General features: G+C 41.8%; 27 protein-coding genes and 1 pseudogene. 5 read left to right on the top strand and 23 right to left on the bottom strand.

Translation table 11 applies throughout. The features are described 5' to 3' along the window. Nucleotides 1-12: 12 nt before the first annotated feature. Both AC6CHU_RS24625 and deoD read right to left on the bottom strand, forming a co-directional pair. The gene (locus AC6CHU_RS24625; protein ID WP_159863945.1) at nt 13-885 is read right to left on the bottom strand and encodes a M15 family metallopeptidase; all 873 of its coding nucleotides are present in this window, start codon (nt 883-885) and stop codon (nt 13-15) included. 434 nt (nt 886-1,319) lie between these two features. Next, nucleotides 1,320-2,021, bottom strand: a complete 702-nt coding sequence (deoD, locus tag AC6CHU_RS24620; RefSeq protein ID WP_159863948.1) for a purine-nucleoside phosphorylase — start codon at nt 2,019-2,021, stop codon at nt 1,320-1,322. 151 nt (nt 2,022-2,172) lie between these two features. Between deoD and AC6CHU_RS24615 the strand changes: the two genes are divergently transcribed. Both AC6CHU_RS24615 and yoyE read left to right on the top strand, forming a co-directional pair. Continuing rightward, nucleotides 2,173-2,301: a hypothetical protein gene (locus tag AC6CHU_RS24615; protein WP_009332576.1), complete on the top strand. Its 129-nt coding sequence runs from the start codon at nt 2,173-2,175 to the stop codon at nt 2,299-2,301. 15 nt (nt 2,302-2,316) lie between these two features. After that, nucleotides 2,317-2,466, top strand: a complete 150-nt coding sequence (yoyE, locus tag AC6CHU_RS24610; protein ID WP_201306521.1) for a protein YoyE — start codon at nt 2,317-2,319, stop codon at nt 2,464-2,466. Between the two features lie 50 nt (nt 2,467-2,516). On the opposite strand, the gene AC6CHU_RS24605 is transcribed toward yoyE, so the two are convergent. Then, nucleotides 2,517-2,825, bottom strand: a complete 309-nt coding sequence (locus tag AC6CHU_RS24605) for a YodL domain-containing protein (protein WP_159863951.1) — start codon at nt 2,823-2,825, stop codon at nt 2,517-2,519. Nucleotides 2,826-3,107: 282 nt separating this feature from the next. On the opposite strand from AC6CHU_RS24605, the gene AC6CHU_RS24600 reads away from it, so the two are divergent. After that, entirely contained in the window at nt 3,108-3,965 is an 858-nt protein-coding gene (locus tag AC6CHU_RS24600; RefSeq protein WP_236566199.1) for a glycerophosphodiester phosphodiesterase, read from the top strand. Nucleotides 3,966-4,030: 65 nt separating this feature from the next. Here AC6CHU_RS24600 and AC6CHU_RS24595 read toward each other — a convergent pair whose 3' ends face one another. Next, the gene (locus AC6CHU_RS24595; RefSeq protein ID WP_498123042.1) at nt 4,031-4,801 is read right to left on the bottom strand and encodes a sporulation protein; all 771 of its coding nucleotides are present in this window, start codon (nt 4,799-4,801) and stop codon (nt 4,031-4,033) included. 459 nt (nt 4,802-5,260) lie between these two features. Further along, on the bottom strand, nt 5,261-5,434 hold the full coding sequence (locus AC6CHU_RS24590; RefSeq protein WP_009332582.1) for a YozD family protein: 174 nt from the start codon (nt 5,432-5,434) through the stop codon (nt 5,261-5,263). A gap of 462 nt (nt 5,435-5,896) precedes the next feature. On the opposite strand from AC6CHU_RS24590, the gene AC6CHU_RS24585 reads away from it, so the two are divergent. Beyond that, on the top strand, nt 5,897-6,058 hold the full coding sequence (locus AC6CHU_RS24585) for a hypothetical protein (protein ID WP_498123040.1): 162 nt from the start codon (nt 5,897-5,899) through the stop codon (nt 6,056-6,058). A gap of 28 nt (nt 6,059-6,086) precedes the next feature. Here the strand turns inward: AC6CHU_RS24585 and yodN are convergent, their stop codons facing one another. The 15 genes and pseudogenes from yodN to AC6CHU_RS24510 all read right to left on the bottom strand — a co-directional run bounded on the left by yodN (nt 6,087) and on the right by AC6CHU_RS24510 (nt 22,172). Continuing rightward, complete coding sequence (gene yodN, locus AC6CHU_RS24580; RefSeq protein WP_159863960.1) at nt 6,087-6,782, bottom strand: germination protein YodN; 696 nt, start codon at nt 6,780-6,782, stop codon at nt 6,087-6,089. A gap of 631 nt (nt 6,783-7,413) precedes the next feature. After that, on the bottom strand, nt 7,414-7,635 hold the full coding sequence (locus tag AC6CHU_RS24575; protein ID WP_159863963.1) for a YozE family protein: 222 nt from the start codon (nt 7,633-7,635) through the stop codon (nt 7,414-7,416). Between the two features lie 132 nt (nt 7,636-7,767). Next, nucleotides 7,768-8,052 carry a YokU family protein gene (locus AC6CHU_RS24570; RefSeq protein ID WP_159863966.1) on the bottom strand — a complete coding sequence of 95 codons (285 nt, stop codon included), beginning with the start codon at nt 8,050-8,052 and terminating at the stop codon, nt 7,768-7,770. A gap of 10 nt (nt 8,053-8,062) precedes the next feature. After that, complete coding sequence (gene kamA / locus AC6CHU_RS24565) at nt 8,063-9,493, bottom strand: lysine 2,3-aminomutase (protein ID WP_498123039.1); 1,431 nt, start codon at nt 9,491-9,493, stop codon at nt 8,063-8,065. A 153-nt stretch (nt 9,494-9,646) separates the two neighbouring features. After that, entirely contained in the window at nt 9,647-11,089 is a 1,443-nt protein-coding gene (locus AC6CHU_RS24560; protein WP_159863972.1) for a sigma-54 interaction domain-containing protein, read from the bottom strand. Nucleotides 11,090-11,169: 80 nt separating this feature from the next. Continuing rightward, complete coding sequence (gene ablB / locus AC6CHU_RS24555) at nt 11,170-12,027, bottom strand: putative beta-lysine N-acetyltransferase (RefSeq protein ID WP_498123038.1); 858 nt, start codon at nt 12,025-12,027, stop codon at nt 11,170-11,172. 156 nt (nt 12,028-12,183) lie between these two features. Next, the gene (locus AC6CHU_RS24550) at nt 12,184-13,605 is read right to left on the bottom strand and encodes an aldehyde dehydrogenase family protein (protein ID WP_159863978.1); all 1,422 of its coding nucleotides are present in this window, start codon (nt 13,603-13,605) and stop codon (nt 12,184-12,186) included. A 12-nt stretch (nt 13,606-13,617) separates the two neighbouring features. Continuing rightward, the gene (gene gabT / locus AC6CHU_RS24545; RefSeq protein ID WP_159863981.1) at nt 13,618-14,949 is read right to left on the bottom strand and encodes a 4-aminobutyrate--2-oxoglutarate transaminase; all 1,332 of its coding nucleotides are present in this window, start codon (nt 14,947-14,949) and stop codon (nt 13,618-13,620) included. Nucleotides 14,950-14,951: 2 nt separating this feature from the next. Continuing rightward, complete coding sequence (locus tag AC6CHU_RS24540; RefSeq protein ID WP_498123036.1) at nt 14,952-16,229, bottom strand: peptidase; 1,278 nt, start codon at nt 16,227-16,229, stop codon at nt 14,952-14,954. A 39-nt stretch (nt 16,230-16,268) separates the two neighbouring features. Then, nucleotides 16,269-16,931, bottom strand: a complete 663-nt coding sequence (locus AC6CHU_RS24535) for a 3-oxoacid CoA-transferase subunit B (RefSeq protein ID WP_159863986.1) — start codon at nt 16,929-16,931, stop codon at nt 16,269-16,271. Next, the gene (locus AC6CHU_RS24530; protein ID WP_159863989.1) at nt 16,916-17,608 is read right to left on the bottom strand and encodes a CoA transferase subunit A; all 693 of its coding nucleotides are present in this window, start codon (nt 17,606-17,608) and stop codon (nt 16,916-16,918) included. Before AC6CHU_RS24530 ends, AC6CHU_RS24535 begins: the two co-directional genes overlap by 16 nt. Continuing rightward, on the bottom strand, nt 17,592-18,968 hold the full coding sequence (locus AC6CHU_RS24525; RefSeq protein WP_498123034.1) for an aspartate aminotransferase family protein: 1,377 nt from the start codon (nt 18,966-18,968) through the stop codon (nt 17,592-17,594). Before AC6CHU_RS24525 ends, AC6CHU_RS24530 begins: the two co-directional genes overlap by 17 nt. A 240-nt stretch (nt 18,969-19,208) precedes the next feature. Continuing rightward, nucleotides 19,209-20,185 (bottom strand): annotated as a pseudogene (locus tag AC6CHU_RS24520) (S66 family peptidase). 139 nt (nt 20,186-20,324) lie between these two features. Further along, complete coding sequence (locus AC6CHU_RS24515; protein ID WP_159863995.1) at nt 20,325-21,791, bottom strand: NAD(P)/FAD-dependent oxidoreductase; 1,467 nt, start codon at nt 21,789-21,791, stop codon at nt 20,325-20,327. A 216-nt stretch (nt 21,792-22,007) separates the two neighbouring features. Then, nucleotides 22,008-22,172 (bottom strand): YjcZ family sporulation protein, encoded by a 165-nt coding sequence (locus AC6CHU_RS24510; protein ID WP_159863998.1) that lies wholly within the window; start codon nt 22,170-22,172, stop codon nt 22,008-22,010. A 191-nt stretch (nt 22,173-22,363) separates the two neighbouring features. Here AC6CHU_RS24510 and AC6CHU_RS24505 point away from each other — a divergent pair, with 191 nt between their 5' ends. Next, nucleotides 22,364-23,458: an SGNH/GDSL hydrolase family protein gene (locus AC6CHU_RS24505; RefSeq protein WP_498123032.1), complete on the top strand. Its 1,095-nt coding sequence runs from the start codon at nt 22,364-22,366 to the stop codon at nt 23,456-23,458. A gap of 82 nt (nt 23,459-23,540) precedes the next feature. On the opposite strand, the gene AC6CHU_RS24500 is transcribed toward AC6CHU_RS24505, so the two are convergent. From AC6CHU_RS24500 to msrA, 3 genes are read right to left on the bottom strand one after another with little or no spacing between them, the layout of a single operon-like run. Further along, nucleotides 23,541-24,038 carry a PTS sugar transporter subunit IIA gene (locus AC6CHU_RS24500; RefSeq protein WP_498123030.1) on the bottom strand — a complete coding sequence of 166 codons (498 nt, stop codon included), beginning with the start codon at nt 24,036-24,038 and terminating at the stop codon, nt 23,541-23,543. A gap of 18 nt (nt 24,039-24,056) precedes the next feature. Further along, nucleotides 24,057-24,497, bottom strand: coding sequence for a peptide-methionine (R)-S-oxide reductase MsrB (msrB, locus tag AC6CHU_RS24495; protein WP_159864007.1), 441 nt, complete (start codon nt 24,495-24,497; stop codon nt 24,057-24,059). Next, complete coding sequence (msrA, locus tag AC6CHU_RS24490) at nt 24,497-25,033, bottom strand: peptide-methionine (S)-S-oxide reductase MsrA (protein ID WP_159864010.1); 537 nt, start codon at nt 25,031-25,033, stop codon at nt 24,497-24,499. Before msrA ends, msrB begins: the two co-directional genes overlap by 1 nt. Between the last annotated feature and the right edge of the window lie 142 nt (nt 25,034-25,175).

Raw genomic sequence — 25,175 nt, 5'->3', positions numbered from 1 at the left:
TGTTGGCCCCTTTTATATTTTTTTGACAATATCAAAATACTCTTCCAAAGTCCATTTCTTTTCATAAATGACCTTCGCAGCCTCATGGCCCACATAGCGGAAATGCCAAGGCTCATATTTATAGCCTGTGATGGCTTCCTTCCCTTTCGGATAACGGAGAATAAATCCATAGCGATGTGCGTTTTCAGCAAGCCACTTTCCTTCTTTTGTTTCCCCGAATTCTTCAGAAAGCTCAAGGCTTGCACTTCTGCTTGAGATATCCATTGTAAGTCCTGTCTGATGTTCACTGCTTCCGGGAATAGCCACAGCCTGCACAGCTTTTTCTTTGCCAACTCTGCTTACTTCTGCATCAAAAACTTCCGATTGACGTGTAAATGAGCGATAGCCGGATACAGCAAATAATTCCACACCTTCATTCAAAGCTCCAGTAAACATCTTCTCCAATTCTTTAGCTGCGTCCTGGCGCATATAGCTCTTTTCCAAATCTAATTTCCCGTAAGAAAATGCAACATCCGGGATTATTAGCTGGGATGGCTCATAGCCATCCGGAAGGCTGAATTGTTTATTAACCAGTACCATCACATTATCAGGATTCTGGATTATATTTCTTCCATCGACAGTTTTTATATCATTAAAATATGAAGCTTCCAATGAAAGAGGATCCTTTTGTATATCTTCTTTGTCTTCATTGCCTTCTTTCCCGGCACTGTTTTCTTCTTTGTTTTCTGGTTCGGTTTCTTGAGTAGGTTCCTCAATGCTTTCATCTTTCCCAAGGAAAGGAATTTTTTCAATAAGAGGCTTTGCTTTATCCAAATACGGATCTAGCTGGCTGCAGCCGGAAAGCAGAAGGCTGAGAGTCCCTGCCATAATTAAGATCTTCTTCATTCAAACTCACCTGTCTTTTTATTTGGCTATTTCGTATAAATTGTTGTTTTCGCATATCAATATTGTCCGTTGATTGCAGCGAAGGGATGCTCAAGCGTTCTGTGGAGCGGGCGCCTGAGCCTTCTCGACGCTTTGCGTCTGCGGGGTCTTACCTCTCCGCTTCTCCCGAAGGAAGTTGGATCCTAGCCTGCACACCATGCATTTTCGAGTATCTCGCAGTTTCCGCTACAATCAAGCCAGTAAAATAATACAATTAGCAATAAACTTTACGAAAACAGCCTTTTATTTCTTTGCAACATTACTATTTTAACACTACTCGTCAACTAGTCCAAAATTGTGTTAAAAACAGGACAAACGGCACAAAACATCCATTTTACGATAAAAACACAGCAAAAAAATAAAACTGGCTCAATGAACCAGTTCCATTAATATTATTACTTAACAGCAGCCTCAAGTGCCACTTCGATCATTTCATTGAAGGTGGTTTGTCTTTCTTCAGCAGTTGTTTCCTCACCTGTCAGGATATGATCGCTGACAGTTAAAACAGATAGTGCTTTGCGGTCAAATTTCGCTGCAAGAGTATATAGAGCCGCCGTTTCCATCTCGATCGCCAAAATTTGATACTTTGCCCATTTTTCAAGTTCCGCATTGTCATTATAGAACATATCAGCTGTAAAGACATTTCCGACTTTAAGGTTTAATCCTTTTTCAACACCTGCATCGTAAGCTTTTTTCAATAAATCAAAGTTCGCTGTTGGCGCAAAGTCAACCCCTCCAAAAGTGAGCCTGTTCATTTGAGAATCTGTAGAAGAGCTCATCGCCAGGATTACATCGCGAACCTTTACATCTTTTTGAATCGCGCCGCACGTTCCTACTCTAATCAGGTTTTGAACATTATAGCTTTGCATCAGTTCATTAATATAGATGGAAATGGATGGCACTCCCATGCCGGTACCCTGAACTGATATGCGCTTCCCTTTGTATGTTCCTGTATATCCAAACATGTTGCGGACTTCATTGTAGCACTCCGCATTTTCTAAAAATGTTTCTGCAATATATTTTGCACGCAGAGGGTCTCCGGGAAGCAGGACCGTTTCCGCAATTTCATTCTCTTTAGCACCTATATGTACGCTCATAAATCTAACCTCCAAATTAGTTCTGAATCCTCTGTAAATGCTTCCATGTCACACTATACCATATGTGCCATCAGTTAGAAACTAATAAACAGGCATGTTTTTTCTTAATGCGGGAAAGATAATTTTAGCTTTTCCAAAGGAGGTTGTAATCATGCCGCAAAAAGGAATGAGCAAAAAACTCAGGCAGGCAGTCCAGCATGCCAATGAAACCAATCCATCTTCCAGAGCTAACACAGAGCCTCATACATCCAAAACAGTTAAAACAAAAAGCAACCGATAAGCGGAGGGATATAAGATGGGCAAAAAGCACCGCAACCGTATAAATTCTCCAAAGAAAAATAATCACATTCCTGCAGAAGCCATTGCTGCAGAGCAGGAAGCGCACGGCAAGGAGTTCACAGCCAATAAACGCAAAAACAGCCCGGGATCACACATAACTGAATAAAGTATTTAATAAAATAAAACAGGAGAGCTGCAGGCCCTCCTGTTTATTATTTAGCGTATATGTATCCGATTAATTTCTTCCCAGCCGCCCGGCTTAAGCTGATAATAAAATTGACCTCTTCTTCCTTCATCAATATAGAGTATATCTCCTGTGGATATAAATCTGCCGTCAAAATCTCCGGGTATCCGGTCATGCACATTAAACTTTCTAAAAACAGATTCAAGGCATTCCTCATGAGTTAAAGCTTGGACATTTAGGCGATATACTTGCTGAAAGCCTTTTTTGCCCCTGAATTCAGGTGTTTGAAAGATCGTAACATCGTACTCTCTTCTTTTTATTCTTGTTAATTCCTTCAGCATATGGCATCCCCCTCTTATTTCAGCATCTGTTATTTTGGATGAAAACAATACATCAAGTGACTAGTCATCTATCCACTAAGTTCTTAAAATCGTATTCCTGCCAGTTGCCTATTTTCTGCAAACCATTTTTTATTACTAATAAATTAGCCATTTTTCTTGTCGTTTCCTCCATCAAAGAAATACTATTTTTGTCGATTAACAGCGTTTCCCCCTATGAAAACGCTTACAAAAATCTTTGTACTGCATATAATGTATAAAAATCTTTTCTGGAGGTGAAAGAAATTGCTGGTAACGAAAAAGCCCGTGTTGCTTTCAATCCTAATTGGATTATTATTAATGACTTTTTCCTATTTTTTTCAGCCTCTCATGCCATTTAAATCTATTGCACACAGAGGCGCATCTGCACATGCACCGGAAAACACGCTTGCATCTTTTGAAAAAGCTATTGAAATGGGATTTGACTATATCGAGTTAGATGTAAGGCTGAGCAAAGATAAACAGCTGGTTGTTATTCATGATGCGAATGTTCAGCGTACTACAGATGGTGAAGGGCTAATTGAGGAGTTGACAGTTAATGACTTAAAAAAACTGGATGCAGGCTCCTGGTTTTCTCCTGAATTTGAGGGTGAAAAAATCCCATTATTGACGGAAGTATTAAACCAAACGAGCGGAAAAATAGGAATTATCATTGAAATGAAAGCACCTGAAAATCAGCCGGACATGACAGGAATTCTCGCAGACATACTAAACACTCACAAATCCGACAGTCAGATAAAAGTCCAATCCTTCCATATTAATGAAATGAAAAGGTTTCACGAGCTGGCTCCCGAAATTCCTGCAGGGCTGGTGCTGAGCAAACACCTGGACTTGTTTCATTTGGCATCCTACCGCGATTTTACCTCTTTTCTATCTGTTCACCATCTCCTGCTTTCCAAGTCCTTCATTAATCAAGCTGAATTATTCGATTATGAGATATATTCGTGGACCATCAGCAAACAATACCAATACGCAGACATGCAGAGGCTCGGTGTTCACGGCATTATTTCCGGAGATGAGAAGAGGATTCCGGATTCTATTATGTACGCACTTATTACTCCCTTTTTAAAAGGACAGGATTTAATTAAAACACTTTTGACATAAAAGCTATAGCATTCCCAGCCACCAAAGAAAAAACGATGGGTGATGCCCATCGTTTTCGCAATGAATTAAGCATATTTTGCAATAGCCGACTGAAGCTTTTGCTGCATATAAGGAATATCCGCATTTGAAACAGTGATACGGACAAATGTTTCATCCATTTCCATTGCTTCTGCAAGAAATCCCCCTAATCCTCTTGCCTTACGGTCAACTTGCATCATAACCTCAATCTCTCCGTTTGACTGTGGAAAAAATACAATTTCCAATTCATCAAGCTTTCCTCTGAAGGGACCGGAGACTGGAACAAATTCAAACTCCTGGATAAACGGCAGCCTTCTGCGCAGCCGGTGAGGAGCCTGTTCGCATTCTGCTTCCCGCAACCTGAATCCCATGCTTGAAACAGCGTTCAATACAGAATCCATCAGCGGAGTTGGAGCTACACGAATATAATCCTTATCTGCAGGATCCACCGCGTTTTTTATATCCAGTCCTGTCGCCACCCATATTTTCGTTTTGCCAAAAGACAAAGGTGTATCAGCTGGAAGGTTAAAGGTAAAAGGAATTTGCTTACGTTCATTCGCAGCCAGGATAAAGGATTGAGCGAGCCTGAAACGGTCAATCAGACCGGAGACCGTATATTTTTTATCATCTGATTCTTTAATGTAAGTAGTATTCACTGAAAGGTAAATATCATCGATTTTCTGTTCGGCGCTTCCCCCTGTTATCTCAACCACGCCTCTGAGGGCTTCGCCCGGTACTGCTGAATCCTTTTCAAGTTTCGTATCCACTTTTGCTGATCCAATTCCCACACTTGCCAGGACCTTATTAAAAAATGACATATGCTTCTCTCCCTGTTTCTTATTTTAGGCTCTTTTTTTAAAGTTTGTTGTTGTTTTTTAATAGTGATTCCACCCGCTGATTGCAGCGAAAAACGCGCAGTGAAGATCCACTCAGCAAATTTAACTTACTTATGAAAAAGCAACAAACTTTACGAAAACAGCCTTATTATTTTAAGTTCTTTACCTTATGGAAGATTGCCTTCCTGCCGATATTTTAACACTGCCGGAGGTCTTAGCCATAAATAAAGCAAAGCACTTATTTTACTTAGATATACGTACTTATAACAAGAAGGTTTCATTTTCAGATGAGGCAGCTTATATTTTTTTGGGAATTGCTGTATCCGCTGTACTTACAATCAATGCTGAGCGGCTTGTTATAGCGTGCTTAAATTATGTAATATACATATTCTGCTGCTCCGCAAAAAAATGACGAGCACCATTCCTCGTCATTTTTCTATATCAGTCATCTTCAATTTCTTCATCAATGATGCACTTTTGAAGCAGGTATTCAAACGTGATATCAGCAAGTTCATCCAATTCTCCTTCAGTAGGCACATATCCCCTTTTTGCCAGCTCATGAAAGAAAAACTCAGCAATTTCTTCTGTGTCTATTACAACTTCTATTTCCTTCACAGCAACGCCCCCTTTGTACAAAATGTATGAAGCACTCCCTGGATTCATGCAGAACAACTTACGAAAAGTCAGATTCTTTATTTTAGGCAGCTCTTTTCTAAGACATTGTTGTTTTTTGATTATGAATTCTGCCCGTTGATTGCAGCGAAAGGCACGCAGCGAACCCGCGGGGAGGAATGCGAGCCTCCTCGGCCTCGCCTGCGGGGTCACACTTCCCTCTCCTACCGCAGGACATTGAATTAGCTCCTCGATTGGACACCGCACGAAGGAAATGCGTCAGCATTTTCGAGGATCAAGTGCCCTCAGCGAAGATCAGCATATTAAACTAGGTTATGAAAAAGCACAAACTTTACGAAAACAGCCTTATTTTATTTTCGATGCATTTTTCTTCAGTTAGGACATACATATAGGATAAACAGCCTGCAGCAATACATTTTATAAAGAAATTGAGGAGGCAGCGACATGTCAAGTATATCCAGACTGGTCCTACTAATTAAAGAAGATGTCAATAGTGAAGAAAGCTCCCTTATAAATCTTTATAGCAATCTATTAAATGCCTGGTTTAAGGTCATTATATGGTTTGGAATCCCATTTTTACTGTATCTCCTGGTCACCTGGCTATAATAAGCCCTAATACTTCCTTGCCTGCTTTTCACACCGTGCTCTTATCATCATTGTTGGCGATATGCTTCAGCTTTCTGAGTATAACCCGCATGATATGCTTATACTCTTCATCCTGAAACATCTCATAGAGAATGCGATAATCATTATAGATATCAAGCAAACCATCAATCAGCACTTTTCTTTCTTTTATTCCTTCAAGCAATTCCTTTTCTGCCTTGCGGAATGAATGTGCTGATTCCTTTAAATCAGGTAGCTTTTCTTTTTTGTTAATCATATAAAGGAGCCCCAGCTTTTGAATAAAAGCATCAGCACTTTCAGCATCCGCAACAAGTGTCAGCTCTTCTTCCCCTGCTTCCAGCCATTCCCCGTCATTAATTCTCGAAAGCTCATAAATAACATCTTCCCATGCATCTTCTTTGTATCTCCAAATTTCCGTCCTGAAGCCTACGATTTTAAAAAGATCCGAACCATACCCCTTGACTTGGACAAGGTCGCCAAAAAAGTATTTATATTCGATGTCAATATGCTCCTTTTCCATAATCTCACCTTCATACTCAGACAGCATTTGAAGGCTGGATTCCATATATAGACCTTCACTTTTATTGACTTCATAGACGTACATATCATCTAGCCACTTTACATCTGTTACTTTTCCGACTGTACCATAAATAGTGATCACGACTGTATCACCGACTTTGTACTTGGGTTTTTTCTTTTTGCTCATTTCCTCCATCCTCTCAATGACTGAGTCGTGAGTAGTGAATACAATAGTATATGCACTTTTTATGAAAATCGTCCGTACGTTCATCACAATCAATCAAAAAGCAAAGATGCAGTTTTTTATAACTGCAGGTCTTAAATTCATAGATTATTGTTTTATTAATGAATACAGCCCGTTGCTTTCTGCAGGAAGTGGCGCCCCGGCCTAGCCGAAGATTCCCCTTCTCCCTCCCCTCCTGCTGATGTCTTGTGCCCACAGAGAAGAATAACTCAGTAAAAGCAGCATTATACGAAAAGGGTCAATAAAAAAAGGCTCTTTTCTAAACCATTGATGTTTTTTGATTATGAATTCTGCCCGTTGATTGCAGCGAAAGGCACGCAGCGAACCCGCGGGGAGGAATGCGAGCCTCCTCGGCTTCGCCTGCGGGGTCTCACACTTCCCTCTCCTCCCGCAGGACATTGAATAAGCTTCCTTGAATAGACACCACACGAAGAAAATGCGTCAGCATTTTCGAGGATCAAGTACCCACAGCGAAGATCAACTCAGCATATTAAACTAGCTTATGAAAAAGCAACAAACTTTACGAAAAGCAAAAAAAAAACACTCCAGAACCGGAGTATTTTTAAGGAATCATTCAACTTTCGATAAGAACATACAATTGCCAGGCTTCATCAAATACAGACATGCTTTCCATGTACGAACCGTTCAACTCCAGATAAGAGCTGATTTCTTCATAATCATATGACGTTTTCGGAAAGCTGTGGTCCTCGTATGCGTCATTGGCAAAACGGCTGATACTATCTTTTGGTGCGGGATGTCTGTATTTCATTAAAAAGTGATAGAAAGTTTTTGACATACTAACCTCTTCCCTTTTATTTTGTCGTTCATTAATGTATTACCTACTATAATCGAATTGTGCTAAGTTCGTCTACTTATACATATTAAAAACAGCCCGCATTTCTGCAGGCTGCCATTTTTTTCACTTAACTTAGGAAGAGAAATCAAAGTAATTTCGCTTGAGCAGCCTTGGCTGCTCCATCAATTTTTCATAATTTATTTCTTTTCCGATCTTCTTCACATCGATCAAAAACAGCTGGTCCTCAATGGACTTAACAAGCTCATCTGACTGATAAACCATATTACAATCCCTGCAGGTAACGGAAGGCGTCTCATGTATTTGGATGGCCCTAGTTCCATCAGGGAGTTCCCAATAAACCGTTTCACTGCTTGCATTTATATTTTGGCTTTCACACCAGGCACATTTACTTCCCATTCCTCTCCTCCTATTCCTTGGCAGCTGCAGTTTGCGAATTCGCTTCTGCTGCAGGGCTCTGCTTTTTCTGCTGAGCATTGAATTTCTTTTCCTTTAATTCATCCCGTTTATCACGTTTATCTTTCAAGGAACTGTGCTCAGGATCGCTGTCATATTTTTCGCGGCGGTCCAGTCTTGCCAGGTCTTCAGGCACCAGATTGAATTGCTGGTCATTCATTAGAGCGGCAATACCCACATTTGATCTTTTCTCTTCCATATCTGGATAAATTTCTTTAAAGTAGTCTTCTGCACGGCCTGGAACATAGTTTTCAGGCTCAGGATAAGTGGTGATTACACCTTCGAAATTACGAAGTACTACTTTGTCAGCACTTTGGGAGATTAAATAATTCGGCTGCAGTGAAATCTTTCCGCCTCCGCCAGGCGCATCGACCACAAAAGTCGGAACAGCATAGCCGGATGTGTGTCCCCTTAACCCTTCAATAATTTCAAGCCCTTTGGAAACGGGAGCGCGAAAATGACCAATGCCTTCAGAAAGATCACATTGATAAATATAGTAAGGACGGACCCGGATCTTAACAAGGTCATGCATTAGTTTTTTCATAATTGGAACACTGTCGTTTATGCCAGCCAAGATAACGGACTGATTACCCACAGGCACACCTGCATTGGCCAGCATCTCACAAGCTCTCTTGGAGTCTTCGGTAATTTCAATGGATGTGTTAAAATGTGTATTTAGCCACACCGGATGATACTTTTTCAGGATATTGCATAGATTCTCGGTAATCCGCTGAGGAAACACAACCGGAGCCCTCGTTCCGATTCTGATGATCTCAACATGATCGATGTCACGCAAATTTTTTAGAATGTATTCAAGAATATTGTCATTGATTAAAAGGCCATCACCGCCTGAAATGAGAACATCTCTTACCTGAGGAGTATTCCTGATATAGCTTATTGCCGCATCCAGCTGTTTTTTCGGAACACCCATGCCAATTTGTCCGGAAAATCTTCTTCTTGTACAATAACGGCAATACATTGAACATTGATTTGTTACCAAAAATAAGACCCGGTCAGGGTAGCGGTGAGTTAATCCCGGAACTGGCGAGTCTTCATCCTCGTGCAGCGGATCTTCAAGATCATATTTAGTTTTATAGATTTCGTTTGAAATAGGGACGGATTGCATTCTCACTGGACAGCGCGGGTCATCCGGATTCATAAGTGAAGCATAATAAGGTGTTATATTTAAAGGGATCGTTTTTACAGAAATTCTTACTCCTTCCTCCTCATCAGGAGTAAGATTAATCACCTTTTTCAAATCATCAACTGTCCGAATGGTGTTCGTCAGCTGCCAGAGCCAGTCATTCCATTGTTCTTCTGTGACATCCTTCCAAAGCTCAATATCTTTCCAATGCCGATCCGGTTTATATAAAACGTTCTTCATCTGAATTCCCCCTTTAAGAATTTCTATAACATAGACATTGCAATTTTTATGCCAATTCAGAATATTTAGTACTATTATATGAAACCCTTTCGGATTGGCGATTATTAGCAGCAGTTTGGAATTTTTCATTTTCTTCAACAAAAAAGGTGCCGGTTATTTGGCACCTTTTTGAGTGTTACTGACTGGGATTCTGTGATTTATCACAATATCATACTTAGCCAGTTTATATTGCAGCGTCTGACGAGGCACCTCCAGCAGCTTTGCGGCTTTTTTTATATTTCCGTTTGTCTTTTGCAGAGCTTTTTCGATTAATGCCTTTTCCTGCTTTTCCATACTCGCCTTTAACGGCTGAACTTTTATTGGAAAATCCTGTTTATACCTTCGAAGCTGCTGTTTCATAATAACCGGCAAATCCTCAGCTTTAAGATAGTCTTCCTCACAGACATTCATCATGTATTCGATTGTATGCTTTAATTCCCTGACATTTCCAGGCCAATGATATTGCCTGAAAAACTCCAGCACTTCGTCCCCGATGCCTGAAAGGCTTTTGTTTAATACTTGATTAAATTGTTTAATAAAATGATATGCCAGATATTCAATATCTTCTTTTCTCTCCCTTAGAGGCAGGAGGCCGAAAGTGAGAACGTTCAGGCGGTAAAATAAATCCTTTCTCATTTGGTTCTTCTCAAGTGCCTCCACTGGATGAATATTCATAGCTGCAATCACCCGTACATTGACCCGAGAGCTCTTTGGACTTCCAACTCTTCGGACAATGCCATCCTCGAGCACCCTGAGCAGTTTAGCCTGCAGCTCAATCGGCATGGCATGTATTTCATCCAGAAAGAGTGTCCCGCCATCGGCTAATTCAAAAAGCCCCGGCCTGTCTACCGCTCCTGTATAGCTCCCTTTAGCAGTCCCAAAGAGAATACTTTCAAGCAAAGACTCCGGAATAGCTGCACAGTTCTGGGCAATAAAAGGCCCTTCCGTTCTTGAAGAAGCATGATGAAGCCCCTGAACAAAGAGCTCCTTTCCGCACCCGCTTTCCCCAAAAACAAGAATGGAAGAATCGGACTTTGCCAGTTTAGCCGCTTCCTTTTTAATATTTTTCATTTCATTATTTACAGTTAAAAGGCTATCGAGTGTATATTGAACATTTTTGGCAGCAGTCTTTTTTTTGACCGGCTGTTTGATTCTTTTTCGTAAATCCAGAAGACTTTCGGAAAGAAGCTTCAGCCTGGAATAGTCCTTAGCGATCTCGACAGCTCCCGCTAACTGCCCATTTACAGTTATCGGGAGAGTTGTATTAATGGTTTCTATCTGAACACCATGAAAGTTTACATAGGACTGAGTCTGATTATATATCGGAGTTTTGGTTTTCATTACTTTTAGTAAAGTGCTTGTCTCTTCATTCAAGGAAGGAAATACTTTCAGAACGGGTTTTCCGATAACCTCGGAAACCGCCAGGCCATCGTGCCTTGCTGCTATTTCATTATAAAAAATAGTAATTCCATTCAGATCCACAACATGTATTCCCTCATCAATGCCCTTTAATATGGCTGCCAGAACCTCTTTTGAGATACTTTGAGTTTCATTCATTAAATCCCCCCAGTTTATGTATATGACAAGGTGCCGAAAACTTGTCAGGATAGTGCTGAAAATTCGGCACTTCTTTTTGGTTAATCAGAATATGCCAAATTCTTAACCCAAACATTCATATTTTCCAGTTTATCAAAAATGTAACAGTTGTTGAGCAGCCTGCCCCGATAGGAGTATCCCAGCTGATGCAGAACAGCATTCATGCCAAATGACAGCGCCCTCGCAATGGAATAGGCACAAAATATACCCTGCGACATTAACTCTTTTTCTAATCTTTCAAGGAGTATTTTCATTAAACCATGTTTACGATGTGACGAAAGCGTTGCACAATCTGTCAATTCTGCGTTTTTATAAAATAAGTTGATTTCTGCCGAAGCAGCACTGACAAGGTCTTCCTTATAGAGAAATGCGTAATAAATGGTGCCTTCCCGGATTGTCTTTTTAATATATGAGGGATCATGAAGAGGTGTTGGATAAATCTTAAATACTTGACAGTATAGTTCAGCCAGTTTTTCTGCTTCCTGCTCCGTTATTTTAATAAGCGTATATTCAGAAGGAGGCATACTGACATCTGGATTTTTCTCAAGCGCGGTTACATTTTTTACGATGCTGTCCTCAGAAATCCATTGTCCACTTGTCCTTCTTTCATCAGTAAAATACTTGCAAAAAAAGTATTGATCAGAGCCCCGAAAATATCCGTCAATAACAGCTTCGCACTGATAGCCCAATGAGAGCAGATCTATATAATTTTCAGCTCTTCCCCTAAATATTAATTTCTCAAACTGAAAATCTTTTGCTGCTTTCTCTGCTTCGTTGACGGTTTCTGCCAGGCTCCCTGCATAATCATCTACCCTTAATCGCTTATTGAATGGATCAAGATAGAACTCAGCCACTATGTTTTCATTTTTTATAGTTTTTACTGAAGCAGTATGATTCATAGCTAAGACTCCCTTCTATTAATAAAACTGCCCGGCCAGGCGGCCAGGCATTGTGGTGGCATAAAGAATTCACGGTAATACAGCCAATAAATGAATCACCCGTCAAACACATTCATTTACCGGCTGAATCAGTAAATCAAATTTCTGTCCCTCACCTTAATCGATTTTAAAACTGATCAGCTTTAACTCTGTCATTTCTTCAACAGCATATTTGATTCCTTCCCGTCCCATTCCGCTCATTTTTACTCCGCCATACGGCATATGGTCTACACGGAAGGTTGGGAAATCGTTTACCATTACCCCGCCCACCTGCAGCTCCTTTGCTGCTTTAAAAGCTTTGTTCACATCATTAGTGAAAACCCCGGCCTGGAGGCCAAATTCTGAATCATTCACTTGTGCAAGAGCCTCTTCAAAGCTGCTGAATGAATTAATATGAACAACTGGTGCAAATGCTTCCTCACATGAAATTCTTTCGGATTTGCCGACATTCAGCAGGACGGTTGGATACAAGGTATTCCCTGTCGAATTCCCTCCGATAGCAAGCTCTGCTCCGTTTTCAACGGCACTCCTGATCCAGCTTTCTGCGCGTTCAGTGTCACTTCGGGAGATCATCGCTGATATATCAGTATCCTCATTGAGCGGATCGCCGATCTTCAGCTTCCTGGCTTCCTCAACAAAACGCTCGGTAAATGTCTGGTACAGGGATTCATGTACATAAATGCGCTGCACGGAGATACATACCTGACCCTGGAAGGCAAATGCTCCAGCAGCAATGCGCGGGACAATTTTCTCCAAGTCTGCATTCTCATCCACTACAACTGCCGAATTGGAACCCAATTCAAGAGTTACTCTCTTTAATCCTGCATGTTCGCGGATCTGCCGGCCTACTGCGGGGCTCCCTGTAAAAGTAATCATGGATATGCGGCTGTCTTCAACAAGTACATCCCCTACCGTTCCGCCGCTTCCGGTTACCACATTCAGCGCTCCGGCAGGAAGCCCTGCTCTGTGAAAAATATCAGCGATTTTATATGCGGACAATGGCGTTTGAGAAGCAGGCTTTAAAACAACCGTGTTGCCGGCAGCAATAGCCGGTCCCACTTTATGGGCAACCAGGTTCATTGGAAAATTGAATGGCGTGATCGCGCCAATAATCCCTAGTGGCTCCCGTACTGTATACGAAACTCTGCCTTCGCCTCCCGGGGCAGCATCCATCGGAATCGTTTCTCCATAAAGCCTGCGCGCTTCCTGTGCAGCGAAGGTATAGGTCATGATGGTGCGGTCAACTTCGCCTCTTGCAGCCTTTATCGGCTTTGAAGCTTCGAGCGAAATAATCTTGGCGCACTCCTCTTTTTCCTCCTTCAAGAGGGCAACAGCATTTTCCAGTATTTCAGCCCGTTTATGGGCAGGCATCTCTGCCATTGTTTTTCTGGATTGATCTGCTGCATCGATGGCTGACTTCACATCGGAAGGAGCTGCCATGGCAACTTCTGCAATTACCTCCCCGCTAAAGGGGCTTTTTACTGCTTTGTAGTTTTCTGTTTTCTTGAACTTTCCGCTGATCCATAAATGTTGTTTCAATGGAATTCCTCCTTATTTGCAGCATTCACCTATTACTTCTTCTAGTACGGAAAATCCTTCATTTAGCTGCTCATTAGTTATAATAAGCGGACTGAGCAAACGAATAATATTGCCATATAAGCCGGCGCTCATTATGATTAAGCCGCGCTTGTGTGCCTTCGACAGGATTTCCTGAACAATTTCTTTATTTGGCTCCTTTGTTTCCTGGTCTTTAACAAATTCAATGGCACACATTGCTCCTAAAGAACGCACTTCACCCACTTGTTTATATTTTAAAGGAAAATCAGAAAATTTTTCAGTGAAAAGACTTCCGATTTCAGTGGCCCTTTCTAATAACCCTTCTTCTTCAATTGTTCGAATTACCTCTAAAGCGGCCATACACCCGAGCGGACTGCCTCCATAAGTTCCGCCTATTTCACCGATATTCGGTGAGTCCATTATGTCAGCCCTGCCAGTAACCGCGCTGATCGGCAACCCGGCACCGATCGATTTAGACATCGTCATAAGATCGGGCACAACATCATAGTGCTCCATTGCAAACATTTTGCCTGTCCTGCCAAATCCCGTCTGTACCTCATCAGCGATAAAAAGGATTCCGTGCTTTTCACAAACCTGTTTTACACCCTTAACAAAACGAGATGACGGCATTACGAAGCCTCCTTCGCCCTGAACAGGCTCCATAATGACAGCAGCGATTTCTTCAGGCGGCACCTCGCTCAAAAAAAACGTTTCAAATCTACTAAGTAAGGCATTGTCATGGTCCATTTCCTTCAGGCCCTCACTCCGGTAATAATAAGGATATGGCCATTTATACGTTTCCGGAGCAAATGGCCCAAATTCATATTTATAAGGTTTTACTTTGCTCGTTAAACTCATGGACATATAGGTCCGCCCATGAAAGCCCCGTTCAAATGATATAATTCCTTTTCTGCCGGTATATTTCCTTGCTATTTTGACTGCATTTTCCACAGCCTCTGCTCCGGTGCTTAAAAAGAAGGTTTTCTTGCTGTGATTGCCAGGGGTAATGCTGTTGAGCTTCTCTGCCAGCTTGATATAAGGCTCATACATCATGACATGGAAGCATGGGTGAAGGTATTGATCAATTTGGGCATGAAGGGCTTCAACAACCCTTGGCGGGCAGTGTCCAACATTCAGTGTCCCAATTGCCCCTGCAAAATCAAGAAAAGTATTTCCATCGATATCTGTCAGAAGTGCTCCATCCCCTTTAGCTGCAAAGGTCTGCATTGTGTTAAATGGACCCTTTGGAACATTTTGCTCTTTTTTAGCCAATAACTCCTTCGCTTTTGGCCCCGGTATCGCTGTTCTTATATTAATCGATCCCATCTTTATTTCTCCTCTCCCTGATTAGTGCCGCACCATTCCAGTATGGCCAGAGCAATAATTTCAGCCGCTTCAAAAACCTCATGTAATGAAATAAATTCGTTAACATCATGTGCGGCCTCCGTCACGCCAGGACCGAAGACTACAACAGGTGTATTACCCACTTTGGATAATATACCTCCATCCGTGCCCCATGGTGATGCTTCAACAGCCGGCTGCCTTCCTTTTACAGCTTCAAAGGATTCCGATAGTACAGTCATTAAAGGATGATCCTGCTCCAAGTCACCAGGCTGCCACCGTCCCCCAAACCATTCAACTTGAGGAGGATTCATTTTAAGCCACTTATCATTTTTTGCTGCTTCCTTCAGGCAATCCTCCAGCTCTAGTTCGGCTGATTTCATCTCTTCATCCGGTGCTACCCCCATCCTTCCCTCTATAACCGCAATATCCGGTACTGAGGAAGGCCATTCTCCGCTGTATAGTTTTCCAATATTAATAGGAATCGGAATAGGAATCTTTGAAAAGAGCGGGTCATCAATTCTAAGATTTCTAACCTTCTCAAGCTCCTGTATCTTTGTAATCATATACATTGCTTTTTCAATGGCATTGATGCCTTCATATCGGGTTCCCCCATGTGCTGAACGCCCTTTGACGGTTATCCGGAACCACATCGAGCCCTGCTGTTTTGGGAAGATCTTCATATTTGTCGGCTCCGGAATGATTGCCCCATCAGCTGAATACCCCCTTAGGACTGCAGCCAATGTACCTGCCCCGCCGCTTTCTTCCTCTATGACACTTTGAAAAATCACATCGCCTTTTAGCTTAATTCCAAGCGCCATAATGGCTTCCATAGCAAGCAGGAGCGAAACTGTACCGCCTTTCATATCGGTTGAACCCCTGCCAAATAGCTTTCCATCTTCAATTCTGCCGCTAAATGGATCATGCTCCCAATCATTTCGGTCTCCCTCTGGAACAACATCAATATGACCATTTAAGATGATGGATTTCCCTCCGCCGGTCCCTTTCAAAACAGCGACCACATTCGGATTCCCGGAAAAATCCTTTCGATCTGAACAAAAGGCAGGATGTTTGATTAAATCCTCCTTGCCTATTTCCCAAATATCAAGAGTTAGTCCAAGTTTGCGGCATTTTTCAATGATGACGGCCTGTGCACTGCTTTCATGTCCGCGGATGCTCCCTTCCTGTACCAGCTGCTGAAGAAGTCTTGTTCCTCTTTGCTTATTTTCTTCCAGCCATTGTTTAATCTTTGCATGAGTATTCATGTTCTCACTCCTTTTTTGAGACCAAAGCATATAAATCTATCAATTAATCACTCTCACATTCTCAGCAATTGCAAAGCTGCATCCGGTTTTTTCCCTTACCTCATCTATAGAATGCGGCGCAAACAAGTCAGCCAATGTGAGTCCATGAGCTGATATTTGAAAGACAGCCATCTCTGTAATAATCATGTCCACACACCGGGCAGATGTAAGAGGCAGGGTGCACTCTTCCACAATTTTTGAGTTTCCGTATTTGTCAGTCTGGTTCATAAGAACAATGACTTTTTTTGCCTTTTGGGCAAGCTCCATGGCACCTCCCATGCCAGGGACTTTTTTTCCCGGCACAATCCAATTGGCCAGATCCCCTTTTCCGCTAACCTCCAGAGAGCCCAGAATCGTCAAATCAACCCTTCCTCTGCGTATCATCCCGAAAGCAACCGTGCTGTCGCAATACGAAGCACCTTTTACAACGGAAACTGGAAAACCTCCTGCATTACAGAGGTTTTCATCTTCCTTCCCTTTCTCCGGACTTGGCCCCATTCCTGTAATGCCATTTTCCGCATGAAACATTACATTTGTCCCTTCAGGCAAATGATTGGGAACAAGCGAAGGGATGCCAATGCCGAGATTGACAATCATCCCGTTTTTTATTTCCTCTGCGGCACGTTTGGCTATACGATTTCTGCTTTCTACTCCCAGGCCCATTTCCAATTCACTCCTTTCGAAGGTACAATATAATCGACGAATACACCGGGTGTTATAATTTCATCAGGGTCCAGACTGCCAAGCGGGACAATTTCCTCCACTTCCGCAATTGTCATATCACCAGCCATGGCAACAAGCGGATTTGTATTTCTGGCACTTTTGTCATATATCAAGTTCCCGTAAGGATCAGCTTTTTTAGCAAAGACAATCGATATCTCTGCAGTAAGAGCCGGCTCGACAAGATACTTTTTACCGCCAAGACTGCATGTTTGTTTATTGCCGGCAACAATGTCATTATCCAAGCCAATATCGGAAAGGATAGCAGGTATGCCCACTCCGCCGGCACGTATTCTTTCTGCCAATATCCCCTGGGGTGAAAATTCCACTTCCATCTTTCCATCTGTCATTAGCTGGCCGGCAACGGGATTTGAGCCAATATGAGAAGCAATCATTTTTTTTGCCCTTCCCTGGCTGACCACCTTCCCGATCCCAATATGGGGAAAGCCTGAATCATTGCCAATGAGCGTTAGATCTTTGAATTCTTTATCCAAAATGCCGTCAATAAGGGAAGGAGGGGTTCCAATACCGCCAAAGCCGCCAAACATAATAACCATTCCGTCCCGAAAATGCTTCATTGCGTCATCAAGTTCAATGATTTTATTAAATGTGTTCTCCATTGTTTTCAGCCTCTTCCTCACCAGAAATCAAATGATTTTCTGAGAAAATCTGCAAAGTCTTATCAAATCGCTTTATCAGATCGTCGATTTCCCTTTTAGTTATAGTCAGCGGGGGTGCGATCAGTACGGCATCCCCATCTATCCCATTTGTGCCTGCACCTGCAGGGTAAATAAGCAGACCCTGTTCCTGTGCTTCCTTTATTAACCTCTGAGTCAGACCAAAGTTCTTTGTAAAAGGCTGTTTTGTCACGGGATCCATAACAAATTCAAGCCCTGCCATGAGCCCTTTTCCCCTTACATCACCAATAAAGGGAAATTTGGATTGCAGCTTAGTCAACTTATATCTTAAATACACTCCTTTGCTTTCAACTTCCGGGATAATATTATTTTTTTCAATATATTCAAGCACTGCCAGGGAAACTGCACATGACTGCGGATTGGCACTCAAAGTATGACCGCTCATTATGCTTTTTGAACCTGCCAATATGGGCTCCATAACTTCATCACTTACAAGAGCAGCTGCAATCGGAGCATACCCGGCTCCCATTCCTTTACCAAGGGCGACAATATCAGGCTTTACATTCCAATGCTCACAGGCAAGCATTGTGCCTGTTCTGCCAAATCCAGTCATAACCTCATCAGCAATAAATAATATGCCATACCGATCACAAATTTCTTTAATGATCCGGTAATAATCCTTTGGAGGTGTTATTGCACCCCCTGCAGCCCCAATGACCGGCTCTGCGATAAACGCAGCAATGTTCTCTTGCCCTATCCGTTTAATGATGGTTTCAAGTTCATGGGCACACAGATAACCGCATTCAGGCGCTTCCAGATTGTAGGGGCACCTATAGCAATATGGCGGATGAATGACTGGGAAATCCTCCAGCAATGGTATAAAGCGAGCCCTTCTGCCCGTATGTCCTGACATTGATAAAGCTCCCAGTGTAATGCCGTGATAGCTCATCCACCTCGAGAGCACCTTTGTTTTTGTCATAATGCCTTTTTCCTGCCAATACTGAATAGCTATTTTCATAGCCGTTTCAGTGGCCTCAGACCCGCTGTTCACAAAAAAGCTCCAATTCAAATCTCCAATCGCAGCCTCCGCTATTTTTTTAGCAAGCTTTTCAGCACTTTCGCTTGTAAATTGCGATCGATAAACAAAGGAAACTTTTTTGGCCTGTTCATGCATTGCCTCAATAATTTCCTCCACACCATGGCCAATATTAGCTGTTATCGCGCCTGATGATGCATCCAGGTATTCCTTTCCGTACGTATCATATAAATAGACGCCTCTTCCATAATCAATGATCGGGTACTGTGCATCAAGCATCGGCTTAATTAAGTTCGACTGGTTCATCAGCTTGCTCCCTCCACCTGTAATTGCGAAATTTGCCTGCGGCTAATCTATATCCGCCGATGGCTTCATGAGCTTTCACAGCAAATCTTCAATTCTGCAATCCAAATATCTCTACCATTTGGCAATATAGTAAATTGTATGAAGTCACTTTAGAAATCTTTCATAAAAGAATTTTACAGAGTAATCTATTTTTCGCTGAAAAAAAGCAGCCGCACACTAGCGGCTGCTCAAAATTTTTTCCTATTTCTGTTCAATCCAAATTTCACTTTCAGAACCCTGTGCTTTTATAACTGCTTTACCTCCAATTGGAATAGTAGCGTTAGGCTATACATGGCCGATGTTCACATTTGCTATTACAGGAATGCCTTGCAGCTCTTTTTTGGATTCAATAATTTTCTTCAGTGCTTCTTCTGTCACTTGAGAATTTTTCTGAAACCTTCCAATGAGAATTCCTTTAATATCACGGGCATCAGGCTGATGCAGAAGAGATTGGAGATCCCGATCGAAGGTAAGAGCATGTGATTCCTCATCATCTTCAATAAATAATATTGAATCCTTTAAAGATGGCATGAACTCTGTCCCTTGCAGCAGGTTAAGCGTACATAAATTCCCTCCGATTAATCTGCCTTCTGCATCCCCTTCCTGGATTGCGATATACCCATTATTTTTGATGAAATGCCTGTCTTCCTGGTCGAGATACCATGGATCATCACTCCAATGCGTTGATGCAGTAATTTCATATGGTGCTTCATTTGTGACTGCATGAATAAAAGACTCCAAAGTGTACTCAAACCCATGCTTCACACCGAAGCTTGAAAAATGAGGCCCTGAATATGTGATCAATCCCGTTTTTTTATAAATAGCCCCCTGCAGTGCTGTGATATCACTAAATCCGCAAAATACTTTTGGATTGCTTTTTATTAACCCAAAGTCTATGTAATTCAAAAGCTGGTTGGCGTTATAGCCGCCGATCACGGTCAAAATCCCCTTTACATTAGGATCAGTGAAAGCATCATGCAGCTCTTCAATTCTTTCTTCAATAGACGTACTGAAGAACTCATCATGCTCTTGTGCGTTTTTGCCGTATGTCACTGTGAACCCAAGCTGATTCAGCTCTCCTGGGCAATTCGCAATTGTTCGCCTTTTATAATGGCCATACTTCTGGATGGTGCAATAACCCGGATCTCATCACCGGGCTTCAATCGCTCTGCAAGCATCGTGTCCTCTCCTCTTTCGCTTTCAGACTTGTAGATTGTTTTACATTTTATCAGATGGACGATTGTTTGGAGATAACTGTTTGTATGTATTGAAAAGCATATTAAAAAAAGGCCAGCTTTTCAGCTAGGCCTTCTGCTCTTATACTAATGCAGGTTCTCTTCTTGGTGCATTACTTGCCTTTTCGATAATATCCCTTGCAATCCAGACACCGCAGGCACCTGCCTGTGCAAGTCCTCTGGTAATGCCGGCACCATCCCCGCCAACATAAAGTCCGCTGATTTCCGTTTCGAAACGGTCATTCAATTTCGGACGTGCAGAGTAGAATTTCGCCTCCACCCCATAAAATAAAGTATGTTCTGATGCAAGGCCTGGAGATACATGGTTTAAAGCCTCAGTCATTTCAATCAGGCTTTTCATTGTATTATACGGAAGAACAAGTCCCAGATCGCCAGGGACCGCTTCCTTTAACGTTGGCTCAAGAAAGCCTTCCTTAATCCTCTTCTCAGTAGATCTTCTGCCTTTTAATATATCTCCATACTTTTGAACGATTATTCCGCCGCTTGAAAGGCTGTTGGCAAGCCTGGAAATTTCATGCGCATATTCATTTGGCTTATCAAACGGTTCAGAGAATGTATGGGATACAAGCAGCGCAAAATTAGTATTAGTGCTTCCAAGCTTAGGGTCTTTGTAAGCATGGCCATTCGCAAGCATGATTCCTGAGTGGTTTTCTACTACAACATGGCCGGAAGGATTGCTGCAGAATGTCCGCACTCTTGTACCGACAGATGTATTAAATGTGAACTTTCCTTCGTAAAGGTGTTTATTAATCTCTTCCATGACAATATCAGAAGTTTCAACCCGCACACCAATATCGACCTGATTATTGATGATTTTCAGGCGGCGTGATTTGAGGAGGTTTGCCAGCCAGACTGATCCATCTCTGCCTGGTGCTACAACCACCTTATCAGCATGAATTTCATTTCCGGACTTAAGCTTAACACCCATAATGCGATGGCCTTCGGAGGTTTTTTCAGTAATGAGATCTTCAACCTCTGTCTTATAGGACATATCAATTTTTTCTTGCAAATACTCATATATGCTCTTCAGGATTTCAAGATTCTGCTCGGTACCCAAATGTCTAACCTGCGCACGAAGCAATTTTAGTCCTGCTGCATATCCGCGGCGCTCAATATCCCTCACTTCATCAGTCATTGGATCTGTAATGCTTTCAGTAGCACCGTGCTTCAAATTAATTTCGTCTACATATTTTATTAATTCTACAACTTGTGAGTCAGGAAGATAATCGGTCATCCAGCCGCCAAACTCACTAGTAATATTGAATTTTCCATCTGAATAAGCCCCTGCTCCGCCAAATCCGTTCGTGATGGAGCAAGCAGGCAAGCAGCCGGCAAATTCTTTTCTTCCTGCTGCCGGCGGGCACTTAGCTATCTTTTTCTGTAAAATCGGACAATTTCTTTTATAAATATCATGGCCTTTATCAATTAATAAAATTCTTGCTTCAGGCATCTTCAATGTTAATTCATAACAAGTAAAAATTCCAGCCGGCCCAGCACCGACAACAATAACATCATAATTTGTATTCATCGTCCTTTTCCTCCAGACGCATTATTCGTTAATTTCATCAACCAAAGGTAACTATATCAAATACAGAAGTGGAGGTCAATATTTTTACGAACTATTAAATATAGAAATTTATATAATGTTCGTCTTTAGAATAATTTATGTAAAATTCGCGAAATACACTCTGCCCCAAAAACAAAGGCTGCTCATTACGAGCAGCCTTCACAAGTTCCATTTATTTTACCAATTTCCGCAGCAGCATGCTCCGATAATAATTAATAGAATGAACAATACGACGATCAGGGCAAATCCGCCATATCCCCCACTTTGAGCACCAGCAACAGGATAGCCATATCCAGGATAACATTGGTCGTAGCCGGCACCAGCAACTGCACCTTTATACATAAATAATCACTCCTCAACAAGATTTCTTGGGCATTTTCAATATTAATGTATGTATGGTGAACTTGACCCGCATGTGCATATGCCTATTTTTATAAAAAAACGCTCCAACTCCATTTTAAAACCTTCCCCCTTAGCCATTATTAGGGTACGATAATTATATGAATCAGAAAAGAAGCGGAGGATTCAAACCAATGAAGAAAAGGAAGATTGGCATATATTTTTTTATCATCACTTTTATATATGGTTTGTATCATTTGTTTGATAGCCTGTCTAAAGTTGAAGGGGCAAACCCCACTAACGTGTATCAAAAGCTTTTGTCAAAAGAGAATATCAATTACCTGATAATCGGGGATAGCATCGGCAGAGGGTCAGGTGCGACATCCAAATCATCAGCATGGTTTACAAGGCTTGAGAAACATCTTCATAGTGATTTCGGGATTAAAGCCAAAAGACATTCCATCGTCCAAAGTGGTGCCACTGCCTTCGAGGGTTTATACAAGCTGCAGCAATCCGAACATTTAGGGGAAATTGATTTAACTTTTATCGTATTCGGGGAGAATGACCGCAAATATATGGATGATAAGCAATTTTCATATTTCTATGAAGGGCTTATCCGGAAAACGAAACAGCTCTACCCTGATACTGAAATCATAACTATTACAGAAAACCCGCTTGATAATAATGCGTTCGCTCAGGCGATTTCTCATATTTCCAACCATTATGGCGCAAAAAATATTGATATGAGAAAGCCTTTTGAACAATCGGGATTACCTGCAGAGGAACTGACAAAGGATCTGGTCCATCCAAATGATGACGGCTATAAAATATATGCAGATACTTTGATAAAGAAAATAAGCGAGTTAACCGGCAGTCATGCAGAAATTGCAGAGCTTTCTGCTCCGATACATGAAAATGCGGACATCGAAATAGCATCCATCCCACATGTCACAGATATTTACGGATCATTTATTCACAAAGACGGCATTTGGGAAAGCCGCAAGGCGGGTGACAGTCTTGAATATCAATTTACTGGCCCTTTCCTTGGGGTTGATATGATTCGAAGCGAAAAAGGCGGGATGATGGATGTTTTCATAGATGATGTGTATATTACATCCTTATCCTCCTGGTGGCCGCTGACTAAAGAAAGATATCAATATATTGCCAGTGATCTCGAAGACGGACAGCATTTAGTGAAATTTATTGTAACAAACGAAAAATCACTGAATAACAGCACTGACGATGCCGTTATTCAAATTTCCTCCATCCTAACCAGAGCAGACCAGTAAAGAAAAAAACATCTGAGCTGTTAACGCCAATCGTAATGAATGACACGAAAAAAGCCGCTAAATAATAAGCGGCTTTTTCTCATTATTTTGCAGTAACTGTCATTACTGCAGATGTACCTCTTGTTACGGCTCCTGATGCATTTTTCTCAAGAGAAGCGACCTGGTCACCATTGGTGATTATCATTGGCGTTACTGTGCTCTTTGCTTTTTCTTTAACCAGATCTAAATCAAATGTGACAAGCTTATCACCTTCACTGACCTTTGAACCCTCGGAAATATGGGTCTCGAATCCTTCTCCTTTCATGGAGACCGTTTCAAGGCCAATATGGATCAAAATCTCGGCACCATTCTCAGCACGAATGCCAATTGCATGCTTGGTAGGGAACACTTGAACTACTTCTCCATTTACCGGGGAAACAACCACCCCTTCTGAAGGTTCAATTGCAATTCCATCCCCCATCATTCTTTCTGCAAATACTGGATCAGGCACCTCTTCCAGATTAACTGCTGTACCCGTTAAAGCAGCCTTAACCTCAATTGATTTTACTGTTTCCTTTTTGCCAAATAATTTCTTAAACATAGGAGCACCTTCCAATTCTTAGTTTTCGTTATTAAATAGCTTCAGATATTTTTTATAGCCTTCTTCCTCGAGTTTTTCCTTAGGAATAAACCTGAGTGCAGCAGAATTGATGCAATATCGGAGTCCCTCGGGACCCGGACCATCATCAAATACATGACCAAGATGGGAATCGGCTGATTTGCTTCTCACTTCCGTTCTGACCATAAAGTGACTGCGGTCTTCTTTTTCCACAACTTCTTCATCCTGAATGGGTTTAGTAAAGCTTGGCCATCCGCACCCTGCGTCATATTTGTCTTTTGAGCTGAAGAGTGGCTTGCCGGAAACGACATCGACATAAATGCCGTCTTTAAATTCATTCCAATATTCATTGCGGAAAGGCGGCTCTGTGCCATTATTCTGAGTTACTTCATATTGCATGGGATTAAGTTTCTGCTTTAAATCTTCTCTATTTTTCGCCATTATTTTTCACCCCAATGGTTCTTAATAAATGCCTTTCTTCCAGAGCCGGTTTGATAGGCATCGTATCTTTCCGGGTTTTTTTTGTAATAATGCTGATGATAATCTTCCGCGGGATAAAAGTCTGAAGCAGGCAATATCCTCGTAACTATCGGTTTTTTAAATGGACCGGTTTCTTCGAGCTTTTGTTTTGATTCTTCTGCCAACTGCTTTTGTTTCTCATTGTGATAGAAAATCGCAGTCTGATAGGATTGGCCGCGATCATAGAACTGCCCGCCTTCATCTGTTGGGTCAATCTGCTGCCAATACAAATCAAGCAGCTTCTCATATGGGAAGACCACAGGGTCAAATGTAATTTGAACCGCTTCATAATGGCCAGTCGATTCCGAACAGACTTGCTGGTAAGTCGGATTCTCTACATGCCCTCCGGTATATCCGGATAGTACTTCTTTTATTCCAGGCTGTTCATCGAAAGGCTTTACCATGCACCAAAAGCAGCCTCCTGCAAAGGTTGCCTTTTCGTATTGTTTTTCTGTCACTCTGCTCCACCTCTTTCCGGCACTTTTCTATTCTTTTCTATTCTTTACTTTTTCCCTTAAAAAGATGATTTAAAGCTATATACATAAGATTAATGAAAAGATTCATTATATGCAAAAGAAACCCCTTCACAGAAGAGGTTTC

The sequence above is a fragment of the Cytobacillus sp. GQ23 genome (assembly GCF_059758675.1).
Note: the sequence above shows the minus strand (reverse complement) of the source record. Positions and strands in the feature narration are given on the sequence as shown.